The sequence below is a fragment of the Sphingomonas sp. UV9 genome, from assembly GCF_004101245.1.
Classification (GTDB): domain Bacteria; phylum Pseudomonadota; class Alphaproteobacteria; order Sphingomonadales; family Sphingomonadaceae; genus Sphingomonas.
Map to the genome: position 1 here is coordinate 1,333,806 of NZ_SCIN01000001.1, position 13,348 is coordinate 1,347,153.

Annotated in this window: 15 protein-coding genes and 1 pseudogene; 5 read left to right on the plus strand and 11 right to left on the minus strand. The window is 67.3% G+C overall.

Features of this window, described 5'->3' with window-relative positions:
- Position 1: 1 nt before the first annotated feature.
- The 6 genes from EQZ23_RS05905 to EQZ23_RS05930 form a co-directional block, all read right to left on the minus strand.
- Positions 2-1,720 carry a penicillin-binding protein 2 gene (locus EQZ23_RS05905; RefSeq protein WP_128453431.1) on the minus strand — a complete coding sequence of 573 codons (1,719 nt, stop codon included), beginning with the start codon at positions 1,718-1,720 and terminating at the stop codon, positions 2-4.
- Positions 1,717-2,406, minus strand: a complete 690-nt coding sequence (locus tag EQZ23_RS05910) for a hypothetical protein (RefSeq protein ID WP_128453432.1) — start codon at positions 2,404-2,406, stop codon at positions 1,717-1,719. Before EQZ23_RS05910 ends, EQZ23_RS05905 begins: the two co-directional genes overlap by 4 nt.
- A complete protein-coding gene (rsmH, locus tag EQZ23_RS05915; protein WP_128453433.1) occupies positions 2,403-3,353 on the minus strand; it encodes a 16S rRNA (cytosine(1402)-N(4))-methyltransferase RsmH in 951 nt (316 codons plus the stop codon). Before rsmH ends, EQZ23_RS05910 begins: the two co-directional genes overlap by 4 nt.
- Positions 3,350-3,877, minus strand: coding sequence for a division/cell wall cluster transcriptional repressor MraZ (locus tag EQZ23_RS05920; protein ID WP_240663298.1), 528 nt, complete (start codon positions 3,875-3,877; stop codon positions 3,350-3,352). Before EQZ23_RS05920 ends, rsmH begins: the two co-directional genes overlap by 4 nt.
- Positions 3,878-4,266: 389 nt before the next feature.
- Positions 4,267-4,536, minus strand: coding sequence for a hypothetical protein (locus EQZ23_RS05925; RefSeq protein WP_240663300.1), 270 nt, complete (start codon positions 4,534-4,536; stop codon positions 4,267-4,269).
- Positions 4,537-4,607: 71 nt separating this feature from the next.
- Entirely contained in the window at positions 4,608-5,576 is a 969-nt protein-coding gene (locus EQZ23_RS05930) for a cysteine synthase A (RefSeq protein ID WP_128453434.1), read from the minus strand.
- Positions 5,577-5,838: 262 nt separating this feature from the next.
- Here EQZ23_RS05930 and EQZ23_RS19750 point away from each other — a divergent pair, with 262 nt between their 5' ends.
- From EQZ23_RS19750 to aat, 4 genes are all read left to right on the plus strand, one after another.
- Positions 5,839-6,006, plus strand: a complete 168-nt coding sequence (locus tag EQZ23_RS19750; protein ID WP_164913387.1) for a hypothetical protein — start codon at positions 5,839-5,841, stop codon at positions 6,004-6,006.
- A gap of 203 nt (positions 6,007-6,209) precedes the next feature.
- Entirely contained in the window at positions 6,210-6,593 is a 384-nt protein-coding gene (locus EQZ23_RS05935; protein ID WP_128453435.1) for a hypothetical protein, read from the plus strand.
- 119 nt (positions 6,594-6,712) lie between these two features.
- Positions 6,713-7,423: a ParA family protein gene (locus EQZ23_RS05940; RefSeq protein WP_128453436.1), complete on the plus strand. Its 711-nt coding sequence runs from the start codon at positions 6,713-6,715 to the stop codon at positions 7,421-7,423.
- Positions 7,420-8,151, plus strand: coding sequence for a leucyl/phenylalanyl-tRNA--protein transferase (gene aat / locus EQZ23_RS05945; protein ID WP_128453437.1), 732 nt, complete (start codon positions 7,420-7,422; stop codon positions 8,149-8,151). The genes EQZ23_RS05940 and aat overlap by 4 nt, the downstream gene beginning before the upstream one ends.
- Positions 8,152-8,186: 35 nt before the next feature.
- Here the strand turns inward: aat and EQZ23_RS20540 are convergent.
- The 5 genes and pseudogenes from EQZ23_RS20540 to EQZ23_RS05970 all read right to left on the minus strand — a co-directional run.
- Positions 8,187-8,615, minus strand: a pseudogene (locus tag EQZ23_RS20540) (DUF2155 domain-containing protein); the annotation flags it as partial.
- A 2-nt stretch (positions 8,616-8,617) separates the two neighbouring features.
- The gene (locus EQZ23_RS05955; protein ID WP_128453438.1) at positions 8,618-9,010 is read right to left on the minus strand and encodes an NADH:ubiquinone oxidoreductase subunit NDUFA12; all 393 of its coding nucleotides are present in this window, start codon (positions 9,008-9,010) and stop codon (positions 8,618-8,620) included.
- Between the two features lie 516 nt (positions 9,011-9,526).
- On the minus strand, positions 9,527-10,027 hold the full coding sequence (locus tag EQZ23_RS05960) for a DUF192 domain-containing protein (protein ID WP_128453439.1): 501 nt from the start codon (positions 10,025-10,027) through the stop codon (positions 9,527-9,529).
- The gene (locus tag EQZ23_RS05965; RefSeq protein WP_240663301.1) at positions 10,024-10,698 is read right to left on the minus strand and encodes a cold shock domain-containing protein; all 675 of its coding nucleotides are present in this window, start codon (positions 10,696-10,698) and stop codon (positions 10,024-10,026) included. Before EQZ23_RS05965 ends, EQZ23_RS05960 begins: the two co-directional genes overlap by 4 nt.
- 64 nt (positions 10,699-10,762) lie before the next feature.
- Positions 10,763-11,437, minus strand: a complete 675-nt coding sequence (locus tag EQZ23_RS05970) for a RecX family transcriptional regulator (RefSeq protein WP_346427809.1) — start codon at positions 11,435-11,437, stop codon at positions 10,763-10,765.
- Positions 11,438-11,543: 106 nt separating this feature from the next.
- Here EQZ23_RS05970 and EQZ23_RS05975 point away from each other — a divergent pair, with 106 nt between their 5' ends.
- Entirely contained in the window at positions 11,544-13,307 is a 1,764-nt protein-coding gene (locus tag EQZ23_RS05975) for a fatty acyl-AMP ligase (protein ID WP_128453440.1), read from the plus strand.
- Positions 13,308-13,348: the final 41 nt, after the last annotated feature.

The window sequence follows — 13,348 nt, forward strand, 5'->3', positions numbered from 1 at the left end:
CTCATTGCCCGGTTGGCTGCGTACGGGTCGGGTCCTGCCACAATGTCGGCGTGATGTCAGACACGTCGATGTCGCGGTGCGCATCGGGCACCACGCCCAGGATCGCCCCGACGCGCGAGATCGTCCGGCCCACCACCGGCGCCGTATTCCACGCCGCGGTCTTCCACCCGAAGGTTTCCTTCGTGCCGAGCGGCGAATCGAGCATCGCCAGCACGACATAGCGCGGCGCATCCATCGGGAACGCGGCGGCAAACGTCGCCACGTTGCGCGAATGGTCGTACCCGCCCGACACCGCCGCCTCGGCCGTCCCGGTCTTGCCGCCGACGCGGTAGCCCGGCGCATCGCCCTTGCGACCCGTGCCGCGCTGCACGATCAGCCGCAGCATCTGCCGCATCCGCGCGCTGGTCTGCTCGCTGATCACGCGGCGCCCGACCGGTGCATGACCCGGCGCCACCTTCAGCAACGTCGCCGGCCGCCAGATCCCGCCATTGACCAGCGCGGCATAGGCGCTCGCGAGATGCAGCGGCGTCACCGCGATGCCGTGCCCGTAGGCGGTCGTCATCGTCGTCGTCCGCGCCCAGTATTTCGGCCACAACGGGCGGCCCTTCTCGCGCAGTTCGATATCCGGCTTGGTATCGAAGCCAAGCTTCTTGAACATCGTCTGCATCTTGGCCGGCCCGACCTCGTCGGCAATGCGCGCGGTGGCGATGTTCGACGAATAGATCAGCGTCTCCGCCATGTTGAGCCAGCGCTTCGGATCGCCGCGCTCGTCATGGATCGTGAAGCGTCCGACCTGCAACGGATGGGTCGCATCGAACCGCCGCGCGAACGAGGTGACCACGCCGGTATCCATCGCCGTCGCCATCGTGATCGGCTTGAACGTCGACCCCAGCTCGAACACGCTCTGCGTCGTGATGTTGCGCAGTTCCTCGGTGCCGGCCATGCCGACGCGGTTGGGATTGAAGGTCGGTAGCGACACCATCGCGATCACCTCGCCAGTCGCCACGTCCAGCACGATCCCGCCACCGCCGCGCGCGGAAAACGTCGTCATCGCACGACCGAGTTCGCTCTCCATCGCCGCCTGGACGCGGTTGTCGAGCGACAAGGCGACCGGCGTGCCGTTGAGCGCGGGGTTGGTCAGCCGCTCGTCGAGCACGCGTTCCATCCCGCTCATGCCGTGGCCCGCGGTCGACAGGAAGCCCAGCGCATGCGCCGCCATCGTCGATTGCGGGTACAGCCGCTGCGTATCGCGGTCGAACACGATCGCCGGCTCGCCGATCGCGTTGACCTGCTCGACCAGCGCCGGCGACGCGCGTCGCTGGAGATAGATGAAGTTCTTGCGCGACGTCAGCAGCGCATAATAATGCGCCTGGTCGCCCGCTTCCGGCATCAGCGCGGCAAGCTTGCTGGCGATCTCGCTCGGATCGCCGATCAGCTTCTTCGGGTGCACCGCGATCGTCCACGCATCGATCGTCCGCGCGAGCGGCGACCCGTTGCGATCGACGATATCGCCGCGCGCCGCGATCGCCACCGAGCGCGCCTGCGGATCGGCCAGCGATCCCTGCACCGCCAGCATCCCGAGCCGCCCGACCACCACCAGCACCGCCGCGCCGAACAGGAACATCAGCATCATCAGGCGCGTGTGCGCCGTCGCCACCAGCGCATGACGCTGGTTGGCGCTACGCTGCTGCGAGACAGGCCGGGCGACCAAGGCGGTCACCGCCGCTTACGGCTCTCGGAACGGGCGCCGCTCATGATGTCACCCAGCGTCGTATCGGACAGGAGCTTCCGGTCGAGCATCGCCACCGCCTGCGGGCGAACCTTGGCAACGGCTGCCAGACGCTCGGTCTTGGCGGCGCGAACCAACGCAGCCTCGGCGGACCGCGGCGCCGACACCGACGCGCGGATCACGACCGGCTTGAGCGCGGTCGTCGACGCGGCCTGGATCGCGACGTTCATCGCGCGCGGTGCGGTCGCCTGCGCCATCTGCACCGGCGCGAGCTTCACGACGGCAAGCGCGGCGGTCACCGGGACGGTCGGCACGGAGACGGCGGCCCCTGCCCCCGACGGCACCAGCAACGCAGCGGTCTGGACCCCGCCGGTGCCGAGGCTGTTGACGTCGAGCGACGCAAGCGCGGCCTCGCTCATGACGAACTGGCCGGCGGTCGGCGCCGACAGCGCCAGCGTATCGCCGTTCCACCGCTCGAGCTGCGCCAGATTGCCGCGCGTGTCGAACTCGGTTTCCAGCGCGCGGATGTCGCGCTCGGCGGTGCGGATCTGGCCGTTGACCGCCTCCAGCTTCTTGCGCTCGGCGGCGACCTGCAGCGACACGAGGTAGAAACCGAGCACGACGGCCACGCAGCCCCCGAACCAGCCCACACCCTTCATCCGATACGCCGCCGTCATGTCGTCACCTCTTCCGTCCAGGGTTGCGCGGAGGTCCGCCGCGCCGTCCGTAATGTCGCCGAGCGCGCGCGCGGGTTGCGTGCGATCTCGGCCTCGCCGGCGCGAACACCGCGGCCGACATGAGAAAAACTAGGGTCTACCGGGGCTTTCACCTGCGGAAGATGACGGGAACCTGAAGGCGCCCCGCCGGAACGGGTACGAAGGAAGCGCTTCACCATCCGGTCCTCCAGGCTGTGGAACGTCACGATCGCGAGCCGCCCGCCCGGCTTCAGCACACGCTCGGCCGCCAGCAATCCGTCGGCCAGTTCGCCCAGCTCGCGGTTCACATGGATGCGGATCGCCTGGAACGCGCGCGTCGCGGGGTCCTTCTTGTCGTGTGCCTTGTAGCCCAGCGCGCGGCGGACGATGTGCGCCAGCTCGCCGGTCCGCGTCAGCGGGCGCGCCGCGACGATCGCGCGTGCGACGCGGCGCGACTTGGGCTCGTCGCCATATTGATACAGCACGTCGGCGATCTCGTTCTCGTCCGCCTCGTTGACGAAGTCCGCCGCCGACATGCCGGCCTGCGCCATCCGCATGTCGAGCGGCCCGTCCGACTGGAACGAGAATCCGCGCTCGGCCTGGTCGAGCTGCATCGACGACACGCCGATATCCAGCGTCACGCCGTCGACCGGCGCGAGCCCGCGTGCTTCGAGTTCGGACGCCATGGCGGAGAAGTCGGCTGCGATCAGCGTCAGCCCTTCCTCGGCCTCCTCCATCGAGCGCCCGGCGGCGATCGCATCCGGATCGCGGTCGAATGCCACGATCCGAGCACCCGACTTCAACAGCGCCAGCGTATAGCCGCCCGCGCCGAACGTACCGTCGACCATCGTCTCGCCGGGCTCAGGGGAAAGCGCGGCCAGGACTTCGTCGAGCAGGACGGGGATATGCGGCGCGTCGGGCGAACTCATAGCGCCACGCCCTTCTCGGCCATGTAGAAGCGCGCCATCTCCTTGACGACGGGGGGCATGCCGTCGGTGGCGATCAGCGTCGCGGGGTCCCAGATCTCGATATAATCGAGCACGCCATAGAAGAACGCGTGCCCCTTGATGCCCGCATAGAAGCGCGGGAACGCGGGCATGATGAAGCGCCCGGAGCCATCGAACGGCACCGCTTCGCCCGACGCGGCGGCGCGCTTGATGTTGTAATCATATTCGCCGTTCTCGGAGGTGTTCTCGATCTCGCGGCGATCGAGGCGCTCGGCGAGGATGTCGACGTAACCCGGATCATAGGCGACGAGGCAGCGGTTCTTCTGGTGTGCGCCGATGATGATAGTGCCGCCGTCCTTGCCGTTCGCCTTGGGCGCGTTTGCGGAAAGCGTCGTACGGAGCGCCGAAGGGATGGCTACCCGGCCCTTGTCGTCGACAAGGCCGATACCGTCTCCTTGATAGCGACCACGTACCGACACGCCAAAACCCTTCGAAATGGCGCACACGCTTCACCATCTCGGAAAGCGACCATCGTCGCGTCCCGACCGCGCTCTCAAGCTAACGGTGAACGTGCCCCTATTAACTTCTGTCTATCATAGCGACACGGGGACGCAACGGGATTTTTGGGGATTGAACGGATTTCACGCGGGTTTCGACGCTCACTCCGGGGGAATTTACCCCCAGAACGCCCGCAGTGTCGACGTGAAACGCGGCCGGGGGCCGTCCCGGCTGGGGAAATTCGGGGACGCGCGTGAAAATCGCGATCGGCGAATCCGGGCGGTCCGCAAACCTCGATACGGATTCGGGAGCGGTCGGGCTCGGAGTTTGCCGGGGACGTAGGGTACAGCGCGGCAGCTAGAACCGGAGACGCCCCAGTATTGGCAACGTCGGTACCTTATTCTGCAGGCGCCTGTGCGTTGGCACTCGGCGCGACGCCCAGTTCGGCGAGCGGCTCGCCCGCGCCCGCCGCCGCAGTGCTGTTCGTAACGGCCATGTTCGCCACCACGTCGGCCTGCGCGGTACCCGCGGTCGCGACCGGTCGCTCGCGATTCGTCGAACCGATGATCGCGCTCGCCAGACCGATCAGCAGCACGACCGCAGCCAGCCCGATCATCCCGACCTTGATGCGCTGCATGGTCTGCGAGGGTTCGTGTGGTACCTTCATCTTGCCGTGCCCCGATACCCGACCACCGCCCGGCTGTCGATGCCGGGGCGGTTTATCGGGTGGCTGGACGCTCAAGCGAGGCCCTTCGCCTCGCGCCACGCCGGATCGTACAGCGTCGAAAGATAGCGAAATCCGGTGTCGCACAGGATGGTGGCGATCCGCTTGCCCGGTCCCAGATGCCTTGCCAGCGCCACCGCGCCCGCGACGTTGATCCCCGACGACAATCCGAGGCACAGCCCTTCTTCATCGAGCAGGCTGCGGACCCAGGCATACCCCTCCTGGTCCGAAATCCGGAACTGCGTGTCGATCGGCGCGCCCTCCAGATTGGCGGTGATCCGCCCCTGCCCGATCCCTTCGGCGACCGACGATCCCTCGGACTTCAGCTCGCCATGGGCATAGTAATTGTACAGCGCCGCGCCGTGCGGATCGGTGAGCGCGATGCAGACGGTCTCGTCCTTGGCCTTCAGGCCGAGGCCGACGCCGGCGATCGTCCCGCCGGTCCCTGCCGCGCAGGTGAACCCGTCGACCTGCCCGTCCATCTGCGCCCAGATCTCTTCGGCCGTACCGACGATGTGCGCGCGCCGGTTGGCGATATTGTCGAACTGGTTCGCCCAGATCGCCCCCGGCGTCTCCTCGGCGATCCGCCGCGACGTGTGGACGAAATGGCAGGGCGACGAGAAGGCCGCGGCGGGGACCAGTACCAATTCGGCACCTAGCGCGCGCAACGTGTCCATCTTCTCGCGACTCTGCGTCTCGGGCATGACGATGATCGTCTTGTAGCCCTTCGCGTTGGCGACCAGGGCGAGCCCGATCCCGGTGTTGCCAGCGGTCCCTTCGACGATCGTACCGCCGGGCTGGAGCAACCCGCGCTGCTCGGCATCCTCGACGATGAACAGCGCCGCGCGATCCTTCACCGACGCACCGGGGTTGGTGTATTCGCACTTGCCGAAGATATCGCAGCCAGTGGCGTCGCTGGGCCCCTTCAGCCGGACCAGGGGAGTATTGCCGATAAGGGCGAGCGTGTCGGGTGTCGTTTGCATCGTCGATATGTGGCGCCGCGACCCGCTCTGAGCAAGCGAGGGAAAGTTTGCGCCGTTAAACGCGCCGAGCCACCATCCCGGTTCACGCCGAATTTTTTCGATTTCTCTGTACGCATTTGCCGTGATGACATTCTCGACGCGCAAATATACCAGTGGCACTGTCGTAAAACAGCGTGGAACCAGACCTAACCCATGTTAATTTGACAGACTTGATCTTGCTGGTTCGCGTTATGCGAAGCGGCTTTTGTTTGCAGGGAATTTGATGGTGGAAACCTATCTCGAGGCCTTGACGCTGTTGAGGGAAGCGCTGGCGATGATGGAGTCGGTCGGCGATACATTGATCGCCGCGCACATCGCGACTCCGCTGGCCCTGCTCGAGGACCGGGTGGCGGCGCGAAGTGATACTACCGAGCGGGATGGCACGGCCTGATCGCTTCGCTCGCGCCTCGCATGCCCTCAATACCAATCCGGCGCTCGATACCGGTCCGGCCCTCGATACCGATCCGGCCCCTCGACACCGATCCGGTTCGTCATCGGCAGGCACCGGTTCGTCGCTTGAGCATCGCTGGCCGTGGGTGGCGGCGACCATAATCCTTGACGCTCCATGCTGCATGCGCGAAGCGAGGTTCCGTTATGAAGATCCTCCCCATCTCCGCCGTTGCCGCGCTGCTTGCGCTGGCCGCCTGCAACTCCCAGCCCGCCGCGCCCGAGGTGGTGGATACCAATCCCGACCCGATGGCGAACACGCTGGCGAACGCCGCGCCGGTCGAGCTGCCGCCCGCCATCAAGTCCGAGGTGACGCTGCGTTGCAAGGACAACAGCCTGCTCTACGTGACGTTCTTCCAGGGCGACAAGCAGGCCCGGGTCCGCACCAAGAAGGACGGTACCGCAACCACGCTGAAGTCGGACGTGGCCGGCGCGCCGAAGACCGCCGAGGGCGGCTGGTCGATGACCGGTGACGACACCAACGTCACGCTGACCGCGCCCGGCAAGTCGGCACAGACCTGCCACGCATGATTTACGTTTGATCCAGGCGCGATATCGAAAGTTTTGACGGCCGGCGGATCATCCGCCGGCCGTTTTTCTTTGTACCGCACGCTCTTGCCCTCGCCGCCGCGGACCGGCACCGTAGCGGCATGGCAACAGTCGCGATCTACAGCCTCAAGGGCGGCGTCGGAAAGACGACGCTTTCGGTGAACCTGGCCTGGTGCGCCGCAACCCTGTCCGCCCGCCGCACCCTGCTCTGGGACCTCGACCCCCAGGCCGCCTCGACCTGGGTGCTCGGCAGTCCGGGCAAAGTGGACCAGGCGCAGGCGATGTTCTCGAAGGACGTCGCGGTCGCCAGGCAGGCGCGGCCGACCGCCTACCCGCATCTCGACCTGATCGCCGCCGACGCGTCGCTGCGCGGCCTCGATCAGCTGTTCCACGATCTCGACAAGAAAAAGCGCCTCGCCAAGCTGCTGGGCGACCTGAAGACCTATGACCGCGTCATCCTCGATTGCCCGCCCGGCCTGACCGAGACCGCGGACCAGGTCATGCGCGCCGCCGACCTGATCGTCGTTCCCGTCATCCCCTCCCCGCTCTCGACCCGCGCGTACGACGCGGTCGTCCAGCATCTCGGCGGCCGCACGCCGCTCCTCCCCGTCCATGTCATGGTCGACCGGCGCCGCGCGCTCCATGCCGAGGCACTCGCGCGGCACCCCGACTGGCCGGTCATCCCGATGGCCAGCGGGATCGAGTCGATGGCGGTCAGGCGCGCGCCGGTCGGCGTGTTCGCGCCCCGGTCGGCCGCCGCGCAGGCGTTCGCCGATCTGTGGCGCCGGATCGAACACACGCTCGCCGCATGAGCGACATCCTCGATCCACAACTCGTGCTCGGCGCCTATTCGGTCGGCGTGTTCCCGATGGCGGACAGCCGCGACGCCGCCAGCGTCTATTGGGTCGAACCACGCCGCCGCGCCATCCTCCCGCTCGACGGCTTCCAGCTCTCGCGCTCGCTCAGGAAGACGATCGTCGCCGACCGTTTTCAGGTCACCGTCGACACCGCCTTCGAACGAGTCGTGCAATTATGTGCCGAAAGCGTCGAGGGCCGGCCCGAGACATGGATCAACGACGGCATCGAACGCGTCTTCCAGACCCTCCACGCGATGGGCTTCGCGCATTCGGTCGAATGCTGGGACGGCGGCAAGCTGGTCGGCGGGCTCTACGGCCTGTCGCTCGGCCGCGCCTTCTTCGGCGAAAGCATGGTCAGCCGCGCCACCGACGCCTCGAAGGTCGCGCTCGCGCACCTCGTTGCTCGCCTGCGCACCGGCGGTTTCACCCTGCTCGACTGCCAGTTCCAGACCTCGCATCTCGCCTCGCTCGGCGCGATCGAGATCGACCGCGCGGATTACGTGGCGTTGCTGGGTGCCGCGCTCGACGGCGCGCTCGGTCCCGCATCGTCCGACGTCGGCGCAGCCTCGGCCGGCGATTTCCGCGCGCTCGACCGCTTGGCGGGCAAGGCGTCGGCGACCGGTGCGGTATCCGGCCCGGTCGCCGGGAAGGTCATCGCACAGCTCTTGGTCCAGACGTCGTAGATCGGATGCTGCACCGCGTTTAGCGCGGGGCGTTCCTTGTAGAGCCAGCCCGAAAACGTCCGCCGCCAATGCGTGTCGACGCCGCGCACCAGCACCTGGACGAACGCGCCGGTCAGCTGCTCCTGCTCCCACGGCGCGGTCTGTTCGCACGCCCGCAGGCGCAGCACGACATCGCCCATCCGCGTCGCCTGGCCGGGCTTCAGCGTCACCTCACGCGTTTCGCCGTTACGCTTGTTGAGCAGGCCGAGCACCGCCACGCGCTGCGCCATCGGGGTGCCGCCATTGGCAATCGCCGCGGTACCGGTCTCGATCGTCTCGATCGAGGAATTGCCCGACTCGTCCGCGCCCGGCAGGTCCTGCTGGACCGCGACCACCGGCGTCGCCGGCGTGGTGAGCGCGCGGTATCCGAACCAGCCGCCCACCGCCAACGCCACGACCAACACGGCCGCAGCGAGCCAGCGCATGATCACCCTTCGGGCGTCCAGGCTTCGTAGTCGCCCGTCGCGGCGGCGCGCCTGCCGCCCTTTTCGAGCGCCCCCGACGGCCGATAGGCGAGCGCGGTACCGGTCATGTTCGGCACGGCCGGCTTCTGCCAGGTGCGGACCGGCGGCAGCGCGCGATCGGGCACGTCGTCGACCTGGTGATGCAGCCAGCTGAACCACGCCGGCGGCACCCGGCTGGCGTCGGTCGCGCCCTGATAGATCACCCAGCGGCGCGGGTTGCCGGCGGTGTCCTTGCCGCCCTGGTAATAGACGTTGCCGAGCGCGTCCTCACCCATCTTCGCCATGCTGCGCAAGCCGAATTTGGTACCGAGGGTGGCGCCGTTCCACCACGTGAAAGTCGATGCGAGAAAGCCCATGCGCCGCGCTTAACCCGAGTGGGGGCAGGCTTCAACCATGATCATCGGAAGCGGGTCGCGGAGTCCTTAGAAGATCCCCCCGCAAGGGAGCGCGAAGACCCTCCCCCGCCAGGGGGAGGGTCGTGAAATCCGCCGTGGAAACAGCAATCCCGGCGCCAATACCCCCGCTTGGTCTCCCGCGAAGGTGGGAGCCCAGTCTGGGTCGCCGCCGTCACGGGGAAACAATCCTGCTTGCTGGGGACAGCCGACCGGGCCCGTCCTAGAATCTCACAGGTCCGCCAACCGCAACCCGTCTGACAGGACCCTATCACTCCCCCCAACCACCCCGGCGAAGGCCGCGGCCCAATTGGCAAGGTTGCAGTAACAGCGCGCAGCGTCAGCCAGCAACGTCACCCAATCGGGCCGCGGCCTTCGCCGGGGTGGTAGGCTTGCTCGCTAGGCATCCCCGCAGTCTCATCCCCGCAGTTTCATCCCCGCGAGCCGCCGCAAAAAGGAAAGCCCCGCAGTCAGCCCCGCCTATTTCGCGCCCTTGTCCCACGTCACCAGATCACCCTCGGCAATCCCCAGTTCCGCAGCCCTGCCGCCCATCAATTCCAGCACCGCCCCGACCGGCTCCCCCGACGGGATCGGCGTTTCCGAAAACGGCACCGTATTCTCGGCGATCCGCGCGATCGTCCCGTCCGCGCGGATATACAGGATATCCAGCGAACTCGGCGTGTTCTTCATCCAGAAGCTCGCCGCCACCGGCGCGCCACCCGTCGGCGGATAGGGCCAGAACAGCATGCCCCCGTCGGGCGTCAGGTCGGTGCGAAACATCAGCCCGCGCGCCTGCTCGTCCTGCGTCTTGGCGCTCTCGACCCTGAACGTGTGCGTCCCGTTCGTGCTCTTGATCACCAGCGGCACCGTGGCGACGGTCGCCACATCCGCTTTAGTGTCGCTGTTCATGTACGCGACACCCCCGGCGCCGGCGCCCAGCGCCAGCACCCCTGCCAACACGGCCTTGGTAACAAAACTCATCCCGGATCCTCTTCGACCGCAACGGCCAGCGGCCCCTTGCGCCCGTCGACGACGCGCACGCGCAGCGGCTGATCGGGTTCGACCGATTCGATTCCGGCGCGGCGCAGCGTTTCCATATGCACGAAGATGTCGCTGCCATCGGCGGCCCGTATCAGGAAACCATAGCCCTTCAAACGGTTGAACCATTTGACCGACGCCGCTTCATACGGCCCGGCGGCATCGATCATCGCGATCGGATCGATCCGGTCGGGCGATGTCGGCGCGCGAACCGGTTCCTCGACCGCGTTGGTCATGTCGATCGAGACGATCTCCCGCGCCTGGAATCCGCGACCGCGCTGCACCGACAGCGTCTCGACCCGCGCGCCCTCGGGCAGGCTGCGGCGGCCATGCGGTTGCAGGACGGAGAAATGCACGAGGATATCGCCGACGGTCGCGTCGTCCGCGACCGCGAAGCCGAAGCCGCGCGTGACGTCGAACCATTTGATCACGCCGCCGATCGCACGCGCGTCGACGACGGCCGCAGCCGTCCCGGAAACCGGTCGTTCCGCAGCATCCGAAACCGGCCCCGAAACCAGTCCCGCGACCGATCCCGAGATCGACCCCGGAATCCCGAGCATCGCCGATCCGGCCGGTGCCGTCATATCCGCATCCTGCTGCGTCTCATTACGCATTGTTACACCCCTGACCCCCTTGCTAGCACGCTTCGTCGCAACCGCAATGAATCCGATGCGGTCCTTAGTCGAAATCCACCGATTCGGGTGCATCGGACGGCGGTGCAGCAACAATTTTGCGCGCAAGATCGAACCGGTGCCCGGCCCGCATCATCGCCGCGAGCTGTTTTTCCTGCAGCTTCCGGTCCCCGTCGCCATTGCCATACGGCCCGATTCGCTTGCGCCTGGCAAAGGCGAGCGCGGATTCGACGGCGCGATCCGCGATCGCCGGCGCCACCGATTCCGCGTCGCCCTCGTCGATCCCCGCCTCGCGAAACGCCCCCGCGACGCGGCGCGCACCAAGTCCGCGTCGTTGCATCGCAGCAGCCCGCTGTTCGGCGAAGGCGCGGTCGTCGACATAGCCGAGCTCGGCCATCCGCTGCGCCAGTTCGGCGGGCTCGGCCAGCGCCGCGTCGCCCCCCCCGTCCCAGCCGCGCTCGCGGAGCTTGCGCATCAGATAGTCGGTCAACCGCCCCCGGGTCGTCGCGAACCGCTCGACATAGCGAAGCGCCATCCGCTCCAGCGCCGCGGCATCAAGCGGCTTGGGTGGTGCGCGTTCGGTTTTCCGCCCGCTCCCCCGCCCGTCCCCCCGCCCGCCCGCTCGCGTGCTTCCGCGCCCGCCCCCGAGCCCCGACGCGCCCGTCTTGCCACGGCTTTTGGGGCGCTCTGCCGCGCGATCGGGATCGTCATCGTCGGACACGCCATCATTGTGCCACACTGACACCCGAAGTTGAACGGCTAGACTAGAAATAGGTGAGATGCGTTCAGCCGCCATGCCGGGCACGACGCCAGAGACAGGAACTGCGATGACGACCGAGACGCTTCAAAAGGACGGCCAGACCGCGGCGACGATCGTCGCGACGCCGACCGAGGACGCCCTGCCGCGCCGTTTCGCCGATTTCGGCACGCTGGGTGAAGCACTCGATTACGCCGCCAGCGGTAACCGCGGCCTTAACTTTCACGACGCCCGCGGAACGCTGTCGCAGCCCTATCCCTATTCACAGCTCCGCACCGACGCCCGCGCGATGGCCGATCGCCTGATCGCCGCCGGTGTCGGCCCGGCCGACCGCATCGCGCTGGTCGCCGAGACCGGCCCCGAATTCGCGGCGCTGTTCTTCGGCGTCGTCTATGCAGGTGCGTGGCCCGTGCCGCTGCCGCTGCCGACCTCGTTCGGCGGCCGCGATTCGTACATCGAACAGCTCCGCGTCCAGCTTGCGAGCTGCGATCCGAAGATGCTGATCTTCCCGCCCGAACTCGCGCAGATGGCCGGTGAAGCGGCGCGGCTGTCCGGCACGATCGGCATCGACTGGTCGGACTTCGCCGCCAAGGATGCGCCGGTCGCGACGCTGCCCGAGGCGAAGCCCGACGATATCGCGTATCTGCAATACTCCAGCGGCTCGACGCGTTTCCCGCACGGCGTCGTCATCACGCACGCGGCGCTGCTCAACAATCTCGCCGCGCACAGCCACGGCATGGAAGTCTGCGACACCGATCGCTGCGTCTCGTGGCTGCCCTGGTATCACGACATGGGTCTGGTCGGCTGCTTCCTGTCGCCGATCGCCAACCAGGTCTCGACCGATTATCTCAAGACCGAGGATTTCGCGCGCCGGCCGCTCGCGTGGCTCGATCTCATCAGCCGCAATACGGGCACGACGCTCAGCTATTCGCCGACCTTCGGCTACGATATCTGCGCGCGCCGCATGTCGTCGCAAACCAAGGCAAGCGACCGCTTCGACCTGTCGCGCTGGCGGGTCGCCGGCAACGGCGCCGACATGATCCGCCCGGACGTGATGCAGTCGTTCGTCGACGCGTTCGCCGATGCGGGCTTCAAGGCCAGCGCTTTCCTGCCGAGCTATGGCCTCGCCGAAGCCACGCTCGCCGTCTCGCTGATGCCACCGGGCGAAGGCATCAGGGTCGAACTGGTCGAGGAAACCCAGCTCTCGGGCGGCTCGCGCGGCGGTGACCGCCCGCAGCGCTACCGCGCGATCGTCAATTGCGGCAAGCCGGTCCGCGACATGCGGATCGAGATTCGCGAAGAGGACGGCACCCCCCTCCCCGAGCGTGCGATCGGCAAGGTCTGGTGCAAGGGCAAGTCGGTGATGGTCGGCTATTTCCGCGACGACGCCGCGACTGACGCGTGCATGGCGGACGGTTGGCTCGATACCGGCGACATGGGCTATATGTCCGACGGCTATATCTACATCGTCGGCCGCGCCAAGGACATGATCATCGTCAACGGCAAGAACCACTGGCCGCAGGACATCGAGTGGGCGGTGGAACAGCTGCCCGGCTTCAAGGCCGGCGATATCGCCGCATTCGCGATCACGACGCCGGGCGGCGAGGAAACGCCCGCCGTGCTGGTCCAGTGCCGCAGCTCGGACGAAGCCGAACGCCTGCGCCTGCGCGACGAGATTCGCGAGCGCGTCCGCTCGGTGACGGGCATGAACTGCCTGATCGAACTGATCCCGCCGCGCACCCTGCCGCGCACCTCGTCGGGCAAGCTGAGCCGGGCCAAGGCGCGCAATCTTTACCTCAGCGGCGACATCAAACCCTACGACATCGCGGCGTAACATCGCCGTCCCATAAATAAATTTCTGCCGAGAAAGGCCGA

Excerpts from the sequence above, each read along its gene's own strand:
- EQZ23_RS05910 (WP_128453432.1), bottom strand. The coding sequence starts at position 2,406 with ATGACGGCGGCGTATCGGATGAAGGGTGTGGGCTGGTTCGGGGGCTGC.
- rsmH (WP_128453433.1), bottom strand. The coding sequence starts at position 3,353 with ATGAGTTCGCCCGACGCGCCGCATATCCCCGTCCTGCTCGACGAAGTC.
- EQZ23_RS05925 (WP_240663300.1), bottom strand. The coding sequence starts at position 4,536 with ATGAAGGTACCACACGAACCCTCGCAGACCATGCAGCGCATCAAGGTC.
- EQZ23_RS05930 (WP_128453434.1), bottom strand. The coding sequence starts at position 5,576 with ATGCAAACGACACCCGACACGCTCGCCCTTATCGGCAATACTCCCCTG.
- EQZ23_RS19750 (WP_164913387.1), top strand. The coding sequence starts at position 5,839 with ATGGTGGAAACCTATCTCGAGGCCTTGACGCTGTTGAGGGAAGCGCTG.
- EQZ23_RS05935 (WP_128453435.1), top strand. The coding sequence starts at position 6,210 with ATGAAGATCCTCCCCATCTCCGCCGTTGCCGCGCTGCTTGCGCTGGCC.
- EQZ23_RS05940 (WP_128453436.1), top strand. The coding sequence starts at position 6,713 with ATGGCAACAGTCGCGATCTACAGCCTCAAGGGCGGCGTCGGAAAGACG.
- aat (WP_128453437.1), top strand. The coding sequence starts at position 7,420 with ATGAGCGACATCCTCGATCCACAACTCGTGCTCGGCGCCTATTCGGTC.
- EQZ23_RS05955 (WP_128453438.1), bottom strand. The coding sequence starts at position 9,010 with ATGGGCTTTCTCGCATCGACTTTCACGTGGTGGAACGGCGCCACCCTC.
- EQZ23_RS05960 (WP_128453439.1), bottom strand. The coding sequence starts at position 10,027 with ATGAGTTTTGTTACCAAGGCCGTGTTGGCAGGGGTGCTGGCGCTGGGC.
- EQZ23_RS05965 (WP_240663301.1), bottom strand. The coding sequence starts at position 10,698 with ATGCGTAATGAGACGCAGCAGGATGCGGATATGACGGCACCGGCCGGA.
- EQZ23_RS05975 (WP_128453440.1), top strand. The coding sequence starts at position 11,544 with ATGACGACCGAGACGCTTCAAAAGGACGGCCAGACCGCGGCGACGATC.